The following is a 16,074-nucleotide window of genomic DNA, read 5'->3' on the forward strand; positions in this document are numbered from 1 at the left end:
TGAATTCAGCAAATCGGTTACTGAAGGGGGCCAAGCTGAGGTGGGCGATGCTTCGCTGCCTCAAGGCTTCCGACCATGTGAGAGACTGCAAAGCCCCCAGAACACACAAGGCCCTGCACATCCCATGTCCGATTGGAAACACCAGCAAATGATCAAAGCATCGGGTTGGCCGCTGGCCCCCGAATGCCTTGCGCCCGACGCCAACTTCACCGCCCGGCTTGAAGGCGGGCTGGTGCCTTTGCATTGGGCCTGCCTGGGGGGCAAGGCCGGTGTGCTCAAGTACATGATCGAACACGGCGCCAACGTCCACGACCTGACCGACAGCGGGCAGGGCATGCTGGAGCTGGCGGTGCAGTCCCGGAGCTTTCAAACCGTGATGCTGGTGATCGACCAGCTCAAGACCACCGCCGCTGCGCCGCCCAGTGAGGCGCTGAAAAAGCGGCTGGTCGCGGCGTTCAGCGACGGTCACCCCAATTCCCGGAACCGGCTGCAGCAAGCGCTGCGGGACTGGGAGCGCATCGCGAAAACGGTGCCTGCTCCGCGCCCGGCTTGACAAGACGAAAAAGCGTTGGGGCGTGGGGTCAGTCGCCCAGCAGCCGCTGGGTGATGAAGCGCCAGTGTTCGGCGCTCACCGGCGTGATGGACAAGCGGCTGCCGCGCTGCAGCACCACCATGTCGGTCAGCTCGGGCGTGGCGCGCAGTTCGGGCAAGCCGATCAGCCGGGTTTTCTTCAGGGCTTGCACGTCCAGCAACAGCCAGCGCGGCTTGTCGGCGGGTGACTTGGCGTCAAAGTAGGGCGAAGCGGGGTCGAACTGTGTCGGGTCAGGCCGGGTGCCTGAGGCCACCCGCGCCAGCCCCACGATGCCCGGCTCGGCGCAGCTGGAGTGGTAGAACAGCACGCCGTCACCGACCTGCATGGCATCGCGCATGAAGTTGCGGGCCTGGTAGTTGCGCACGCCGGTCCAGGGCACGGTGGCGTTGGGGGCAGCCAGGGCGTCGTCGATCGAGCATTCGTCGGGCTCTGATTTCATCAACCAATAGGGGGACATGGCTTCAGGCATTTTGTGTGGGTTGCATGGCAAGCTTGGGCCAGCGATCGGCTGGGCTGCTGGCCGAAAAATGGATCGTGTGCGCATCTTTTCCCATGCGGTACGGGGATTCTCCGTATTTCAGAAGGCGGGCGGGGCACGATACTTGCTATGCCCGCCGACGGGGCAGGTAAGGCACCCCACGCTGCCCGAGATGTTTCCCGGTTTCATCACAACACATGCGAAAGGTTGGCTGTTGGCATCCTGCCTGCATCCGCAGGTCCGATTTGACGCAAGCAAACCATGACCAGCCATGACCAGCGATACCCCCGACCTGTCCCGGCCCTGTGCCGAATGCCAGCATGCCAACGCCAGCAACGCCCGGTTTTGCAACCAGTGTGGCAGCCGCCTGATCGAATCGTTGAGCCCCATCGCACCCGACTTCAAACGCCTGACCGTGCTGTTTGGCGACCTGGTGGGTTCCGTCGAGCTGTCTTCACAGCTGGACCCGGAAGACTGGCACACCCTGCTCGGTGCTTACCAGCAGGCTGCGGGAGACGCCATTCGCCGCCACCGAGGCCATGTGGCGCAGCTGCTGGGTGACGGCATCGTGGCTTACTTTGGCTATCCGCTCGCAGGCGAAGACGATGCCGCCCGCGCCGCACAGGCGGCGCTGGACATGGTGGCCGCCGTGGGTGCCTTGACAGTGCGTCCCGGCGGTGTGGCGCTGCGGGTGCGGGTGGGTTTGCACACCGGTGCGGTGGTCATGGGCGAGGTGGGCAGCGGTGGCCAGCGTCAGTACCTCGCGATGGGCGACACCCCCAACATTGCCGCGCGCTTGCAGGCACTGGCACCACCCAACGCGGTGCTGATCAGCGCGGCCACGCACAGCGTGTTGCAGACGCAGTTTGTGTGTGTCGACCTTGGCGAGCGGGCCCTGAAAGGGCTTGCGGCGCCCCTGCGGCTGTACCAGGTGACGGGCCCACGCCAAGGCAGCACCGACGACGACCTGGCCGTTGGCCGTCAAGCCCCGCTGCAGGGGCGCACCGCCGAACTCGACTTGCTGCGCGCGCGCTGGCAGGCGGGGCGGTGTGCGGCGGGCAAAAGTTTGCTGCTCAGCGGTGAGCCCGGCATTGGCAAGACGCGCCTGGCGCGAGAGCTGCGCCTGCAGGCCACCCGCGACGGTGCCAACGTGTGGCTGGTGCGCTGTGTGGCCCACCAGATTCATTCGCCCTTTGCGCCGCTGGCCCAGTTGCTGGCGGGTGCCCTTGGCGTGGCGCCCAACGCGCCCCCCGCTGAACGCCTGGCCGGGCTGACGCAACTGCTGGCTGGTGTTGGCATGACCGACGCCGCCGCGCTAGCGCCGCTGGCTGCGTTGCTGGGCCTCCAGCTGCCCGCAGCACACGCGGCATTGCCCCTGAGCGCCCAGGCGCAGCGCGAGCGCACCTTTGCCGCCGGCACGGCGGTGGTGCGCGCTGGGGCGGCCCTGCGCCCCACCTTGCTGATTGTGGAAGACCTGCACTGGGCCGACCCGACCACGCTGGAATGGCTGAGCCGCCTGACCAGCCAGCCGCTGGACCCCGGCTTCATGCTGCTGCTGACCGCGCGCAGCGAGTTTGCCCCGCACTGGGCGGGCGATGGCCGTCTGGAGCGGCTGGCGCTGGAGCCTTGCGCGCCCACCCAGGCCCGCGCCCTGGTGCATGCGCTGGACCGCGGGCGTGCGCTGGACGAGCACGCGGTGGCCCGCATTGTGGCGCGTGCCGAAGGCAATCCACTGTTTCTGGAAGAGCTCACCCGCTGCGCCCTGGAAACCGGCGGTGAAGAAATACCCGCCACGCTGCAAGCGCAAACCCTGGCCCGCCTCGACCGCTTGGGGCCGGCCAAACAGGTGCTGCAGCAGGCGGCCGTGATCGGCCGCAAGTTCGGGCTTGGCCGCCTGCGCGCGGTGAGTGGGCTCGATGACGGTTCCCTGACCGCAGCGCTGCAGCGCGGGGTCGACGCGCACATGCTCACGCCGCTGTCTGAAGGCGGCGGTGAGTCGTTCGCCTTTCGCCACGCCTTGCTGCAAGACGCGGCTTACGACTCGATGCTGCGCAGCGCCCGCCAGGCTTGCCACCTGCGCGCTGCCGAAGCGCTGCTGGCCCAAGACCCCGACGCCGCAGGCCGCCAGCCCGAGGTCCTGGCCCACCATTACACCGAAGCCGGCCAGGCGCAAACCGCGCTGGGTCACTGGCTGAGGGCGGGTCAGCGGGCGCTGTCGCGTTCGGCCTGCCTGGAGGCCGCGGCCCACGCCCGGCGAGCGCTGCAGCTGCTAGGCGACGCCAGTACCGATCCCGCCGCGCTGGCGTGTGAACTGGAGCTTCAACTGGTGCTGGCGCCCGCCTTGATGACCGTGCACGGCGTGCTCGATGCACAAGTCGAACAGGCCTACTCGCGGGCACGCCTGCTGTGCGAGCGCATGGGCAGCACGCCCAAGCTGCTGGTGCCGTTGTGGGGGCTGTGGGCCTACGAGCTCATGCGTGGTCATGTGGACGACGCCCGCACCATCAGCGGCCAGCTGGGCGCGCTGGCCCGCGACGCCACGCAGCCCATGCCGCATCTGGTGGCCGCCGCCACCACCGGCATGACCCTGTTTTACCAGGGCGAACTGGTGGCCGCTCGCGCCCAGTTTGCCCAGGGCAAGGCGCTGTTCAGCCTGCCCCAGCACGCCGCCCGCAGCGTGCGCGGTGTGCACGACCCGGGTGTGATGTGCCACGCATTTGACATGCTCGCCTGCTGGCTCATGGGCGAGCGCGAAGCCGCTGAGGCTGGCGCCGCCCGCCTGCGCGGCATGGCTCCCGCCCTGGCGCCCTACGACGCGGCGTTTCTGTGGTGTGCCGACGCGCTGCTGGCCGCGCTCAACCGCGACGCTGCTGGCGCCCGCGCCTCGGCTGGGCGCGGCATGCTGATTGCTGAAGAGCAGGCCTTCAACGCCTGGGAAATGATGGGCGCGGTGTTGCACGGTTGGGGCCTTGCCATGCAAGGGCCACCACAGCCCGGCATCGACCAGATGCAGCGCGGCCTGGAGGCCTGGTGTGCCACCGGCGCGCACAATCTGCGCCCGCTGTTTCAAGCCCTCCAGGCCGATGCCTGGCTGGCCGCTGACGACCCGCAGCGCGCGCTGCAAGCCGCCGAAGCCGGGCTGCTGGGCGCCAGCACCGGCGAACGCTGCTGGGAGCCCGAGCTGCATCGGCTGCGCGCCTTGGCGCTGGCTGCCCAGGGCTTGCATTCGCAGGCGTTCAGCGGCCTGCAAACCGCAGTGGCCGTAGCCGAAGCCTTGGGCGCGCTCGCTTGGCGTGACCGAGCGCTGGCCAGCCTGGCGGGCCTGAAGCACAACGAAAGCAACCCGGCATGACCACCGAAGACCCCCTGCGCATGCGGTTCGTGGTGGCCACCATGCTGCTGGTGGCCGGCTGCAACACCTTCGGCGCGCTGACCCAGGCTGGCCCACGCTTTGCGCTGCTCAGCACCACCTTCACCCTGGTGCTGCTGGTGGCCTGGACGGCCTACCGCCGAGACCCGGTGCTGACCCGCTGGCTGATCATTGGCTTTGTGGCAGGCTGGCTTGAAACGGCCACCGACGCCTGGTTGGTGGCCCAAACCGCCACCTTGCTCTACCCGCCGGGCGAGCCCATGGTGTGGGAATCGCCGCTGTACATGCCGCTGGCCTGGACAATTGTGCTCACGCAGATTGGGGTGGTGGGTGGCTGGCTGCTGCAACGCATGTCACTGGTGCGCGCCACCGTGCTGTGCGCTTTGCTGGGCGGCAGCAGCATTCCGCTGTACGAGCACCTTGCCCACGACGCGGGGTACTGGACCTACGTCAACACCCCCATGCTCTGGAACGCGCCGCTGTATGTGATCGTGGCCGAATTTCTGCTCGCTTTGCCGCTGGTGTGGATGCACCGCCAGGCGGTGGCGCGGCCCTGGCCCTTCAGCCTGTGGCTGGGCGTGCTGGCGGGTGTGTGGATGCTGCCTTCGGTGCTGCTGGCCTGGTGGCTGGTCGGGCCGTGCCAGGGCGCCCTGGTGCAGTTTGCTTGCCGGGCCACCTGAGGTGCACCCCACCATGACCCCCTGGACACCCGAACGCCTGAACACCATGAGCCGCTGCGGCGACGAGCTGGCCGATGCCACCGTGGCCGAAGCGGCTTCGGTGCACGGCATGCTCTCGCGCATCAGCGCGGCGTTTCGCTCGTTTGCCGCCGACGACGCAGAAATGCCGCCCGACGCCCCGCGCCCGCTGCTGGATTTTGCACACGCCACACGCGAGCTGCCGCCCGGGGTGGACCCGCAGCGCATCCAGCGCGGTGCACAGGTGATGCTGGACAACGCCACGCTGTGCGCCGTGGTGCTGCTGCTCAAAAGCCTGCCGTCGGGCTACGCGGCCCCCCGGCTGGCCAATATTTTGCACATGACGCACAACCTCGAAGAGCGCCCCTACCGGCGCGCGCTGGGCGTGCTGCAGATGCTGGTCAACATCTCGGCGCCGGGGGCGTTTGTGCCGGGTGGGCGGGCCGTGGTCACTGCCCAAAAACTGCGGTTGCTGCACGCCGGTGTGCGCCGTATCGTGCGCGAGAAAAACCCCGGTTTTGAGGCGAACTTCGGTACCCCCGTGAGCCAGCTCGACATGGTGTTCACGACCATGACGTTTTCGGTGCACGTCATCGACGGTCTGGCCGCGCTGGGCGTGGCCCTGTCGCCAGACGAGGCCGACGACTACTTTCACCTGTGGCGCATGTACGGTCTGTTGCAGGGCATTCGCCCCGAATGGATGCCGGTTTCACCCCAGGAGGGGCGCGCGTTTTGCGAAGCCTATGCCGCCCAGGCCTTCAGCCCGGCTCAAGACAACCCGCACGGCGTGACGCTGACCCAGGCCGACCTGCGCATGATGCGGCGCTTGCTGCCGTGGCCGCTGCGCTGGCTGGGGCTGGGCCTGGCGCCGCGGGTGTACCTGGTGCGCCTGTTGGGCGAGGCGGGCGCGGCCCGCGTGGGCGTGACGCCGCTGCCCGGCCACGCCGCGCTGGCCTGGTTGGTGCTGAGGCTGCCCGTGATCTGGCACTGCTTCTGGAACGCCGCCACACCCGACCGCAAAGCCCACGCCCGCGTGTCGCGCCTGTTTTTCCGCGTGCTCATTGACGACGCCTGGGGCGACGAGGTGCGTTTCAGCGTGCCCGAGCACCTGAGCGACCTGCGCAAGCTGGCTTGAGCCGCGGGGTGTGCTCTGAGCGCTCCCAACCCCAGGTGACACCCCGGGCCTGCGCCCAGGGGCTGAATCACGGAAAATCAACCCCTACGTTGTTTCACCGAGGTTCCGTTTTGCCATTGCCCACCCCCCAGCCCCGCAAGCCCATGCACACCCGCCGCGTCGAATACCGGGGGTTTCAGCGCGAAGACGGTTTGTGGGACATTGAAGGCGAAATGCACGACAGCAAGCCCCATGCGTTCGAGATTGAAGGCGAGGGCGAATGGGCGCCGCACGAAGCCATCCACCACATGCACATCCGCGTGACGCTGGACGACGACATGGTGATCCGCGACATCGCGGTGGCCATGGACGCCCACCCGCACGACCCCTGCCCGCAGGCCGTGCCGCCCATGCAAGGCTTGGTGGGCGAAACGCTGGGCCGCGGCTGGCGCAAAACCATTGAGCGCCACCTGGGCGGCGTGCAGGGCTGCACCCACCTGCGCGAACTGCTGTTCAACCTGGCCACCGCAGCGTTTCAAACCCGCTCGGCCTCGTTTGCCCCACCGGCTGACGGCCGCCCGCCCATGCACCTGGGCCAGTGCCTGGCTTGGGACTTCAACGGTCCGGTGGTGGAAAAGGTGTACCCCGTGTTTTTTCGCTGGCAGCCGCCAGCGAAGCCCGCGCCTCAGTCCACCAGCGCCGCGTAAGCCAGCGTACGAAACAGCAGGCGGTAGTGGTCGCGCTGGTTAGGCGCTTGCGTCATGAGAATGCCGAAGAAGTCTTCGGCCGGGTCCACAAAGAAGGTGGTGCCCGCAATGCCACCCCAGTGGTAGGTGCCCACCGAGCCAGGCATGGTGGCCAGACCGGTGGCGGTGCGCACCGCAAAACCCAGGCCAAAGCCGTGGCCGGGCGGCAGCAGCGGGTCATGGCTGGGGATGCTGCCCAGGTGGTCGGCGGTCATGAATTCCACCGTGCGTGGCCCCAGCAGGCGCACACCGTCCAGTTCTCCGCCGCTCAGCAGGCACTGCAAAAAACGCGCGTAGTCGGCGGTGGTGGACATCAGTCCGCCGCCCCCGCTTTCCAGGGCGGGCGCTTGGCGCGGGTCGAGCACGCGCAGCGGCACGCCGCCGTCGGGGTCGTGTGCAAAGGGCTCGGCCAGCCGGCCGTGGTCGGCCTCGGGCACCACAAACGCGGTGTCCACCATGCCCAGCGGCTCAAAAATGCATTCGCGCAGGTGCTGGCCCAGCGTCTGCCCGGTGACCACTTCCACCAGCCGCCCCAGCACGTCGGTGGCGCGGCTGTAGGCCCATTCGGTGCCCGGTTGCCGAAACAAGGGCAGGGCCGCCAGGGTGCGGCTGAACTCGGCGTTGCTCCGCTCGCGTGAACCCATCTCGGCCTGCGCGTAAAGCCGCTGCACGGGGGCCTCGCCCAGAAATTCGTAGGTGAGGCCGGCGGTGTGGCGCAGCAGGTCTTGCACAGTGGCGGGTTGGGCCACCGGTTGCAGTTGCAGTCCGGCTGCGGTTTCCACCGCCACCTGCTGGCCGCTGAACTCGGGCAGGTGCCTGGCCACCGGGTCGCTCAGCAGCAGGCGGCCTTGTTCCACCAACATCATCACCGCCACCGACACCACGGGCTTGGTCATGGAATAAATGCGGAACACCGCGTCGCGGGCCATGGCCGCACCGGTGGCCGGGTCGCGCTGGCCCAGGCTCTCAAACAGGGCCACGCGGCCGTGGCGCGCCAGCAGCACCACCGCGCCGGGCAGCCGGCCACGGTCCACCTCGGCTTGTAGCGCCTGCACCAGCCGCTGGGTGCGTTCGGGGCACAGGCCCAGGTCGGCCGGTTCCGCTCTGGGCAGAGGGGAGGGCATGGCTCAGTCTCCGTAGCGCTGGCGGGCCAGGGCGGCGCCTTTGGCCAGGGCGTCCAGCTTGGCCAGGGCCACCTCGCGGCTCATGGGGGCAAGGCCGCAGTTGGTGCAGGCGATCAGGTGTTTTTTGGGCACGTATTGCAGCGCCAGGCCAATCGTGTCGGCCACCTGTTCGGGTGTTTCAATCACGTCGCTGGCCACGTCGATCACGCCCACCATCACGTCTTTGCCTTCCAGCAGCTTCATCAGGTCGGGCGGCACGTGCGAGTGAAAACACTCCAGGCTCACCTGCTGGATGCTGCTTTTGGCCAGTGCCGGAAACACCTGTTCGTACTGGCGCCATTCTTCGCCCAGGGTCTGTTTCCAGTCCACGTTGGCCTGGATGCCGTAGCCATAACAAATGTGCACGGCGGTGGTGCAGGTGAGGCCCTGCGCGGCGCGCTCCAGCGCCTTCACGCCCCAGTCGGCCGCCTCGGCCATGTAGACGTTGAAGGCCGGTTCGTCGAACTGGATGATGTCCACGCCGTCGGCCTGCAGCGCCAGCGCTTCCTGGTTCAGCAGCTCGGCAAAGGCCATAGCCATCTTCACTTTGTCGCCATAAAAGCGGTCGGCCACGGTGTCCACAATGGTCATGGGGCCGGGCAGGGTGAACTTGAGTTTTTTCTTGGTGTGGGCGCGGGCCAGCTGGGCTTCAAACGCGTGCACCCGGCCCTTCAGGCGCAGCGGCGCCACCACCTGCGGCACCATGGCGTCGTAGCGGTTGTTGCGGATGCCCATCTTGACCTTGTTCTCAAAGTCGATGCCTTCCACCTGCTCCAGAAAGCCATGCACAAAATGCTGGCGCGCCTGCTCGCCGTCGCCCACCACGTCCAGCCCGGCGTCCTCTTGCGCCTTGATCCACAAGAGCGTGGCGTCGGCCTTGGCTTGCTGCAGTTCGGCGCCTTGCACCTTCCACTGCGGCCAGAGTTTTTCGGTCTCGGCCAGCCAGGCGGGTTTGGGCAAGCTGCCAGCAATCGCGGTGTCAAACATGGGGTTGTCTCCTGTTGGGGTGGGGCGGTCCGCCCGCATCTTAATCAGCAGGGCGCGGTTGTGCTTGACGCCTGCGCGTCGGGCTTGTGGCCCGGCTGGTATTTCCCGACTGAGGTTGAGCAGGCTCAGTTCATCACCAGCCCGCCATCCACCACCAGGTTTTGCCCGGTCACGGCGCGGCTCAGGCCGCTCATGAAAAACACCACGGCGTCGGCAAAGTCTTCGGGCGTGGTCACCTGGCGCAGCGGCGTCTGGCCCGCGATCAGGTCGAACACAAAGTCGGGGGTGGCGCGGCTGGCGTCGGTGGTGCGCAGCAGCCCGCCTGAGACCATGTTGACCCGGATACCGTGCGGGCCCCACTCGTGTGCTGCGGTGCGGGTGAGGGCGAGCAGCGCGGCTTTGGACGCGGTGTAGTCGTGGTAGGGCACCACCGGGTTTTGAAACAGGTTGGTGCCCACGTTGACGACGCTGCCGCCGCCGCGTGCCTGCCAGCCTGGCAGACAGGCTTGCAAGGTGTTCAAGGCACCCTGCAGCGCGCCCCGGAGCTGGGCGTCAAACGCTTCCCAGCGGATGGTGTCGAGCTTGTCGCGGGCGTCGCCGTTGAACGAGAAGCCCACCAGCGCGTTGTTGACCACGCCCGCCAGCGGCTGGCCGGCCAGGCGCTGGGCCTGCGCCACCAGGGCCTGCACCTGGGCGGCGTCGCGCACATCGGCTTGCAGCGCCCAGGCGCGTTCACCCAGCTCGGCCACCAGGGCGTGGGCGGCCTGCTCGCTCTGGTGGTAGTTGATGATCACCGACGCGCCGTGGCGGTGCAGGCTGCGGACAATGGCAGCGCCCAGGCCGCGCGCGCCGCCGGTGACGAGGATGGGGGAAGAATCAAGCAGCATGGTGGGGTTCCGGTTGGGTAATGAGCGCCACGGGGGCGTGGGTGTGGTTGAGCGGGCCGTGGCCCTGGCCCCAGTGAATCTGGCGCGAGGCGTGCAGGGCTGCGCGCACATAGGCGTGGGCGCGGGTCACGGCCTCGTCCAGCGAGCAGCCGCGCGCCAGAAACGAGGCGATGGCCGACGACAGCGTGCAGCCCGTTCCGTGCAGGTTGTGGGTGGCAATGCGCTTGGCGGCCAGCCGCAGCCGCACGCCCTGGGCGTCCACCAGCGTGTCCACCACGGTGTCGCCGGGCAGGTGCCCGCCCTTCACCAGCACGGCCCGCGCACCCCGGTGCAGCAGCTGTTGTGCGCAGTCCAGCGCCTGCGCTTCGGTGGTGATGGTTTGCCCGCACAGCAGGCCGAGTTCGTCCAGGTTGGGTGTGACCAGGCTCACCCGCGGCAGCAGCTTTTCCACCAGCACACCCATGGTGTCGGGCGCCATCAACACGTCGCCACTGGTGGCCACCATCACCGGGTCCAGCACCACATGGCGCACCGCATGGCGGCCCAGCGCCTGCGCCACCACCGACACCACGGCGGCGTCGTGCAGCATGCCGATCTTGATGGCGTCGGCACCGATGTCGGTCAGCACGGCGTCGATCTGGCGCGCCAGAAACTCGGCGGGCAGCGCGTGGATGCCGCTCACGCCCAGGGTGTTTTGCGCGGTGACGGCGGTGATGGCGGTGGTGCCAAAGCAGCCCAGCGCGGCAATGGTTTTCAGGTCGGCCTGAATGCCCGCGCCGCCACCCGAGTCGGAGCCCGCGATGGACAGCACGCGGGGCACGGTGAGGCGCGGTGTTGGTTCGTTTGCCGATTCGGTACGCGCTTGCGTTTGGGCCGCACGGGCCGCCAGCGCGCCGTCCACCAGGCTGCGCAGCACCTGCGCTGCGTGCTGGGGGTCGGTTGCGTCGCTGATGGCGCGCACCACGGCCACGCTGTCGGCGCCAGCGGCCACCACCTCGGCCAGGCAGCCGGCGTGCATGCCGCCAATGGCCACCAGTGGCAAAGCGGTGTGCTGGCGCGCCCAGCGCAAACCCGCCAGCCCCAGCGGCTCGGCGGCGTCGCCCTTGGTGGGGGTGGCAAACACCGGGCTGATGGCCAGGTAGTCCACCGGTTGTACCCGCGCCAATTGCAGCTGGTCCAGCTGTTCAATAGACCAGCCCAGCCACATGTGGGCGGGCATCAGCCGCCGCGCATCGGCGGGCATCAGGTCGCTCTGGCCCAGGTGCAGGCCCGCGGCGTTCACCGCCAGGGCCACGTCCAGCCGGTCGTTGATGACCAGCGGCACGCCGTGCGGGGCCAGCAGTGTTTTGAGCGCATGGCCCCAGCGCACCAGCTCGCGGGTGCTGGCGGTTTTGCTGCGCAGCTGCACGCAGCTCACGCCACCGCGCACGGCGGCTTGCACCTGTTGCAGCCAGGTGGCTTCCAACATACCCGCGGGGTCGGTCACCCAATACAGCGCCAGTTGGGCGCGCAGGTGGTGTGGCTTCATGCCTGGCCTTCCTGCAGGCTCAGGGTGGCCAGAAAATCGGCTTCGCTGAGCTGGTCCACCGCGTCCAGCAAGGCCACGGCGTAGCTGCCCACGCCGCCGCCCTGTGCCGCCACTAGGCGCGCAGCCAGCTGGCCCGCCACACCCAGAAAGCCCATGGCCGATGTGCAGGCCCGCAAGGCGTTGGGCTGCACCGCCGCAAATGCCGCCACCAGCGCGCTGGCCGAGCAGCCCACACCGGTCACGCGGGTCATCCAGTGATGGCCGTTGGCCAGCACGGCGCAGGCGCCCGCTGGCCCCAGCACATAGTCTTTTTCGCCCGACACGCACACCACGCAGTTGAACTGCTCGCTCAAGGCGCGCGCACTGTGCAGCGCGTCGCTGGAAGCCACCGCGCTGTCCACCCCGCGCGACGCGCCCGCCACGCCGGCGAGGCTCAAAATTTCCGAGGCGTTGCCCCGGATGATGCCGGGTCGGCCTTGCGCCAGCAGGTACGCCAGGGTGCGGTTGCGGTAGGCCGATGCCCCGGCGCCCACTGGGTCCAGCACGGCCGGCTTGCCCAGCGCCCGCGCGGTTTGCAGCGCCAGCGCCATGGCCGGCACCCACTGCGCGTCCAGCGTGCCGATGTTGACCGCCACGGCCTGGGCGATGGCCACCATGTCGGGCACTTCTTCGACTGCGTGGGCCATGATGGGCGAGGCGCCCGCGGCCAACAGCATGTTGGCGTTGAAATTCATCACCACGAAGTTGGTCACGCTGTGCACCAGCGGCGCTTGCTGGCGCACGGCTTGCACGTCAGCCCACAGGTCGGCGGGCGAAAGGCGGGCGGGGTGGTTTGGCGCGGGTGGGGCGCAATCAGCGGGCAATGACATACAGCGGCCTTGTAAAAAGCGGGCATGTCAGGTGCGGTGATGCGGGCACGCGCCGTGAGGCGGTGTTTGCTTCCCTACGCTGGCATGACCCAGATCAGGTTTAAAGGGTATTTCTCAGCCCCGAAACTTTCGAGGCACCCCTAGCAATGGCGTGGGCCTTTCAACCCACCGGACGCGTGTTTTCAGATCTTCAGCAAAGACCCCCCGGCACGGTGCGCGTCGTGCACCGGCCAGGCGGGCGGAGTTTACAGGCCCAGGATCTTCTTGGCGTCGCCCAGCGCTTTCATGGACCCGGCGTGGTCACCCGCTTTGTGCAGGCGCTCGCCGTCGCTGCGCAGCGCGGTCACTTTTTCCTGGTCGGCTGCAGCCAGTGCGGGCTTGGTCAGCAGCTTGGCATCAATCGCTTTCATTTCGCCGGGGCAACCGTGTGCCATGGCCGCGCCCGAGAACACCAGCGCGCAAGACAACAACAACTTTTTCATGACAAAACTCCAACACGGCCAGAACATACTGGCCTGTGCATTGTTTCCAGTTGCCAGAGTGGGCGCCACGGCCAGGCGATTGCCCCTGTGTGGCCGGGGTGAATGCCGCCCACCTGTCTTGCGCGTGCCAAGGCCGCGGGCCCTGCCGCACGACAATGCGCGCATGGCCATACCGATCAATTCCGACACCGTGCTCACGCCGCCCGTGCCGTCTGCCACTGTGATGGTGGTGCGCGATGGCCCCAGCGGGCTGGAGGTGTTGCTGGTGCGCCGGCACGGCAATTCGGGCGTGCTGGGTGGGGTGCATGTGTTCCCCGGTGGCAAGCTCGATGCGGCCGACCAGCAGGTGGACCCCGCGGCGCTCGACCAACCGGCGCACGCGCTGCTGCACGGCCTGGGCGAGCCCGGGTTGGACCTGCCCACCGCCCTGGGCCTGCATGTGGCTGCGCTGCGCGAAACCTTTGAAGAGTGCGGCCTGTTGTTGGGTCAGGTGGCGGCTGCACCCGGCCTGGTGCAGCAGGTGCGGGCGCACACGCTGGCAGGCCTGGGTTTTGCTGGCGCGCTGCAGCAGCTGGGCCTGCCGCTGGCCGCTTCCAGCCTGGTGCCCTGGTCGCGGTGGATCACGCCGCGCGTGCCCTCGGTCACCAACAAGCGCTTTGACACCCGGTTTTTTGTGGCCGCCGCGCCGCACGGCCAGGCCACTGAGCACTGCACCTTTGAAACCACCGAGGCCGTGTGGCTGGCGCCGCGCACCGGGCTGGAACGCTACTGGGCGGGCGAGATCGACCTGGCGCCACCGCAGATCATGACGCTGAGCCAGTTCAGCCGCCTGGGCAGTGTGGCCCAGGTGCTGGCCGCTGCGCGCAGCCGCCTGCCCGCATTGATTGCGCCCGAACCGTTTGACGAAGCCGGTTGCCGCGTGATTTGCTACCCCGGCGACCCGCGCCACAGCGTGCCCGAACGGGTGTGGCCAGGCCCCACGCGGCTGATCTACCGCAACCAGCGGTTTGAGGCCGACGGCGGGTTGGCCGCGCTGCTGGGTTGAGCGACCGCTGGGCTGAGCGCTCAGGCCGGTGTGGCGCCCGGCACGATATGCCGCACCAATCGGTCCACCGCCGCAAACAGCTCTTCCACGGTGTTGGGTTTGTAGATCAGCTCGCTCACGCCAAGGGCGCGGGCTTGCTGTTGCAGATCTTCCGTGATGTGGCCCGACGTGATGGCCACGGGCAACGCCGGCCGCAGTTGCCGCACCACGCGGGTCAAATTCAGGCCCGACATGCCGGGCATGTTGTAGTCGGTGATCACCAGGTCAAACGTGGCACCGGGCGCACGGATCGCGCTCAGTGCTTGCTCCGCATCGGTGAACACCGAGGCGCGGTAGCCCTCCCGTTCCATCAGACGCTGCATCAGGAAGACGATCATGTCGTCGTCGTCCACATACAAGATATGGGGCCGCTTCGCGGGGGCGGTTGAGCCGTGTGGCGGCCTGGCGCGCGGACTTTCGGCCATCGGTTCGGGCAGCCCCATGCTCTCGCTGGCCGGTGCGGCGGGCAGGTAGATCGTGAAGGTGGAGCCTTGGTCCGGCGCACTGCGCACATCCAACACGGCCTGGTGGTCGCGCAAAATGCCGTGCACCACCGCCAGCCCCAAACCCGTGCCTTTGCCGGGCGGCTTGGTGGTGAAAAACGGTTCAAACATGCGCGCGCGGGTTGCCTCGTCCATGCCCATGCCGTTGTCGCTCACGCGCAGGCAGGCCCAGGCTTCGGGGTTTGGCCGCGGTGTGGTTGGGCCGGCTTCGGGCGGCAGGCTGGCGTGGCGGGACAGGGTCACGTCCACCGCGCCGGCCGGGGTGTCTTGCACCGCCTGCCAGGCGTTGGTGCACAGGTTGAGCAACACCTGCTCGATCTGCGTGGCGTCGGCCAGCACCGCCGGCGTGTCGGGCGCGCAGTGCACCCGCAGCACAACGCCCGCCGGCAGCGTGGCACGCAGCAGGCGCACCGACTCGTCCACCACGGGCAGCAGGCTGATCACCTGCCGCGCCATCACCTGGCGCCGGCTGAAGGCCAGAATCTGCTGCACCAGGGCGCGCGCGCGGTGGCTGGCCTTGCGTATTTCGAGCAGGCTCACGTAGGCCGGGTGCTGCGCGGGTATGTCGTCCAGCGCCAGCGCCGTGTTGCCCATGATGGCGGCCACGATGTTGTTGAAGTCGTGCGCCACGCCGCCCGCGAGCGTGCCCAGGGCCTCCATCTTCTGGCTCTCGCGCAGTTGCAGTTCCAGCTGCGCGCGCAAGGCCTCGGCGTTGCGCCGTTCGGTCAGGTCAAAGTCGATGCAATAGAACTCGGGTTCGCGCCCGGGGATGTCCAGGTAGACGTGGCTGGAATACACGTCCACCGGTGAGCCATCCTTGCGCACCAGGGTCAGGTCACCGGAGGGAATGGAACGGCCGGACTGGGTCATTTCTGCGACCGCGCCCGCGACCGCTTCGCGCATGTTGGGCGGAATGATGAGATCGGTCAGCGGGGTACCGATGGCCTCTTGTGCGGTGTAACCATACAAATGCTCAGAGCCCCGGTTCCAGTAGCGGGTGGTCATGTCCAGCCCGTAGCCTTGTACCGACACATTGGGAATGTCTTCGAGCAGCTGGCGAAACCGCGTCTCACTCTCCAGCATGGCCTGCTGCCCGCGCTTGCTGTCGGTCAGGTCGCTCACAAAGGCGTTCAGCACCACGGCACCGTCGGCTTCCAGCCGGCACTGCCCCACGCCGCGAAGCCATTTGCGCTGGCCTGATGGGGTGGTGATGCGCCATTCAAACGACCAGTCCTGCCCCGAAGAAGCAGCGGACGCGATGGACGCCTGCAAGCGCGGCACATCGTGCGGTTCGGTCATGCTGCGCAGCAAGCCCACGCTGTTCATCAAGGCTGCGCTGTCCAGTTCCCAGAGCGCGGCACAGCCGTAACTGATGTGGGCGATGCGGTCCTGCCCCGCTGGGTCCATGCGGGTTTGCACGAAGGCGCCGGGAATGCACGCCGCAATCTGTTGCAGCGGGGTGTCGCTGGCCGGTTCAGAGTTTTCTGGTTCGAATGCCAAAAGCTATCTCCGTGGTGGATGCAAGACCGGTGTGCGGGTGCTTGGCCTGGGAACCTGAGCACCTCGACAAATA

Annotated in this window: 14 protein-coding genes, 1 pseudogene and 1 riboswitch; of the genes and pseudogenes, 6 read left to right on the plus strand and 9 right to left on the minus strand. The window is 68.0% G+C overall.

Translation table 11 applies throughout. The features are described 5' to 3' along the window. The first annotated feature begins 124 nt into the window (after positions 1–124). Positions 125–553: a hypothetical protein gene (locus AC0GNR_RS05190; RefSeq protein WP_472899940.1), complete on the plus strand. Its 429-nt coding sequence runs from the start codon at positions 125–127 to the stop codon at positions 551–553. Positions 554–581: 28 nt separating this feature from the next. Here AC0GNR_RS05190 and AC0GNR_RS05195 read toward each other — a convergent pair whose 3' ends face one another. Further along, a complete protein-coding gene (locus tag AC0GNR_RS05195) occupies positions 582–1,049 on the minus strand; it encodes an EVE domain-containing protein (protein WP_472899941.1) in 468 nt (155 codons plus the stop codon). Between the two features lie 292 nt (positions 1,050–1,341). Here AC0GNR_RS05195 and AC0GNR_RS05200 point away from each other — a divergent pair, with 292 nt between their 5' ends. The 4 genes from AC0GNR_RS05200 to AC0GNR_RS05215 all read left to right on the plus strand — a co-directional run bounded on the left by AC0GNR_RS05200 (position 1,342) and on the right by AC0GNR_RS05215 (position 6,959). After that, complete coding sequence (locus AC0GNR_RS05200; protein ID WP_472899942.1) at positions 1,342–4,422, plus strand: adenylate/guanylate cyclase domain-containing protein; 3,081 nt, start codon at positions 1,342–1,344, stop codon at positions 4,420–4,422. Continuing rightward, positions 4,419–5,120, plus strand: coding sequence for a DUF6989 domain-containing protein (locus tag AC0GNR_RS05205; protein ID WP_472899943.1), 702 nt, complete (start codon positions 4,419–4,421; stop codon positions 5,118–5,120). The genes AC0GNR_RS05200 and AC0GNR_RS05205 overlap by 4 nt, the downstream gene beginning before the upstream one ends. Before the next feature lie 13 nt (positions 5,121–5,133). Continuing rightward, positions 5,134–6,273, plus strand: a complete 1,140-nt coding sequence (locus AC0GNR_RS05210; protein ID WP_472899944.1) for an oxygenase MpaB family protein — start codon at positions 5,134–5,136, stop codon at positions 6,271–6,273. Between the two features lie 143 nt (positions 6,274–6,416). Then, a complete protein-coding gene (locus AC0GNR_RS05215; protein ID WP_472899945.1) occupies positions 6,417–6,959 on the plus strand; it encodes a DUF2889 domain-containing protein in 543 nt (180 codons plus the stop codon). Here AC0GNR_RS05215 and AC0GNR_RS05220 read toward each other — a convergent pair. From AC0GNR_RS05220 to AC0GNR_RS05250, 7 genes and pseudogenes are all read right to left on the minus strand, one after another. Continuing rightward, the gene (locus tag AC0GNR_RS05220) at positions 6,938–8,122 is read right to left on the minus strand and encodes a serine hydrolase domain-containing protein (RefSeq protein WP_472899946.1); all 1,185 of its coding nucleotides are present in this window, start codon (positions 8,120–8,122) and stop codon (positions 6,938–6,940) included. The two genes, AC0GNR_RS05215 and AC0GNR_RS05220, sit on opposite strands and share 22 nt — an antisense overlap. Before the next feature lie 3 nt (positions 8,123–8,125). After that, a complete protein-coding gene (locus AC0GNR_RS05225) occupies positions 8,126–9,148 on the minus strand; it encodes a methionine synthase (protein ID WP_472899947.1) in 1,023 nt (340 codons plus the stop codon). A 125-nt stretch (positions 9,149–9,273) separates the two neighbouring features. Continuing rightward, on the minus strand, positions 9,274–10,035 hold the full coding sequence (locus AC0GNR_RS05230) for a 3-oxoacyl-ACP reductase (RefSeq protein WP_472899948.1): 762 nt from the start codon (positions 10,033–10,035) through the stop codon (positions 9,274–9,276). Then, the gene (gene thiD / locus AC0GNR_RS05235) at positions 10,025–10,855 is read right to left on the minus strand and encodes a bifunctional hydroxymethylpyrimidine kinase/phosphomethylpyrimidine kinase (protein WP_472900052.1); all 831 of its coding nucleotides are present in this window, start codon (positions 10,853–10,855) and stop codon (positions 10,025–10,027) included. Before thiD ends, AC0GNR_RS05230 begins: the two co-directional genes overlap by 11 nt. Positions 10,856–10,960: 105 nt before the next feature. Continuing rightward, positions 10,961–11,563, minus strand: a pseudogene (gene thiE, locus AC0GNR_RS05240) (thiamine phosphate synthase); the annotation flags it as partial. Further along, the gene (gene thiM / locus AC0GNR_RS05245; RefSeq protein WP_472899949.1) at positions 11,560–12,432 is read right to left on the minus strand and encodes a hydroxyethylthiazole kinase; all 873 of its coding nucleotides are present in this window, start codon (positions 12,430–12,432) and stop codon (positions 11,560–11,562) included. The gene thiM and the pseudogene thiE, both read right to left, overlap by 4 nt. Positions 12,433–12,486: 54 nt before the next feature. Next, a riboswitch (TPP riboswitch) is annotated at positions 12,487–12,584 on the minus strand. Between the two features lie 93 nt (positions 12,585–12,677). Beyond that, positions 12,678–12,914, minus strand: coding sequence for a hypothetical protein (locus tag AC0GNR_RS05250; protein WP_472899950.1), 237 nt, complete (start codon positions 12,912–12,914; stop codon positions 12,678–12,680). Positions 12,915–13,077: 163 nt separating this feature from the next. Here AC0GNR_RS05250 and AC0GNR_RS05255 point away from each other — a divergent pair, with 163 nt between their 5' ends. Next, positions 13,078–13,959, plus strand: a complete 882-nt coding sequence (locus AC0GNR_RS05255; RefSeq protein ID WP_472899951.1) for an NUDIX hydrolase — start codon at positions 13,078–13,080, stop codon at positions 13,957–13,959. A 20-nt stretch (positions 13,960–13,979) separates the two neighbouring features. Here AC0GNR_RS05255 and AC0GNR_RS05260 read toward each other — a convergent pair whose 3' ends face one another. Next, on the minus strand, positions 13,980–16,001 hold the full coding sequence (locus AC0GNR_RS05260; protein ID WP_472899952.1) for a hybrid sensor histidine kinase/response regulator: 2,022 nt from the start codon (positions 15,999–16,001) through the stop codon (positions 13,980–13,982). Positions 16,002–16,074: the final 73 nt, after the last annotated feature.

It is taken from the genome of Hydrogenophaga sp. LT287 (genome assembly GCF_055702805.1).

Bases quoted from the DNA above. Each gene is read 5' to 3' on its own strand.
- AC0GNR_RS05190 (WP_472899940.1), top strand. From the start codon at position 125: ATGTCCGATTGGAAACACCAGCAAATGATCAAAGCATCGGGTTGGCCG.
- AC0GNR_RS05195 (WP_472899941.1), bottom strand. From the start codon at position 1,049: ATGTCCCCCTATTGGTTGATGAAATCAGAGCCCGACGAATGCTCGATC.
- AC0GNR_RS05200 (WP_472899942.1), top strand. From the start codon at position 1,342: ATGACCAGCGATACCCCCGACCTGTCCCGGCCCTGTGCCGAATGCCAG.
- AC0GNR_RS05205 (WP_472899943.1), top strand. From the start codon at position 4,419: ATGACCACCGAAGACCCCCTGCGCATGCGGTTCGTGGTGGCCACCATG.
- AC0GNR_RS05210 (WP_472899944.1), top strand. From the start codon at position 5,134: ATGACCCCCTGGACACCCGAACGCCTGAACACCATGAGCCGCTGCGGC.
- AC0GNR_RS05215 (WP_472899945.1), top strand. From the start codon at position 6,417: ATGCACACCCGCCGCGTCGAATACCGGGGGTTTCAGCGCGAAGACGGT.
- AC0GNR_RS05220 (WP_472899946.1), bottom strand. From the start codon at position 8,122: ATGCCCTCCCCTCTGCCCAGAGCGGAACCGGCCGACCTGGGCCTGTGC.
- AC0GNR_RS05225 (WP_472899947.1), bottom strand. From the start codon at position 9,148: ATGTTTGACACCGCGATTGCTGGCAGCTTGCCCAAACCCGCCTGGCTG.
- AC0GNR_RS05230 (WP_472899948.1), bottom strand. From the start codon at position 10,035: ATGCTGCTTGATTCTTCCCCCATCCTCGTCACCGGCGGCGCGCGCGGC.
- thiM (WP_472899949.1), bottom strand. From the start codon at position 12,432: ATGTCATTGCCCGCTGATTGCGCCCCACCCGCGCCAAACCACCCCGCC.
- AC0GNR_RS05250 (WP_472899950.1), bottom strand. From the start codon at position 12,914: ATGAAAAAGTTGTTGTTGTCTTGCGCGCTGGTGTTCTCGGGCGCGGCC.
- AC0GNR_RS05255 (WP_472899951.1), top strand. From the start codon at position 13,078: ATGGCCATACCGATCAATTCCGACACCGTGCTCACGCCGCCCGTGCCG.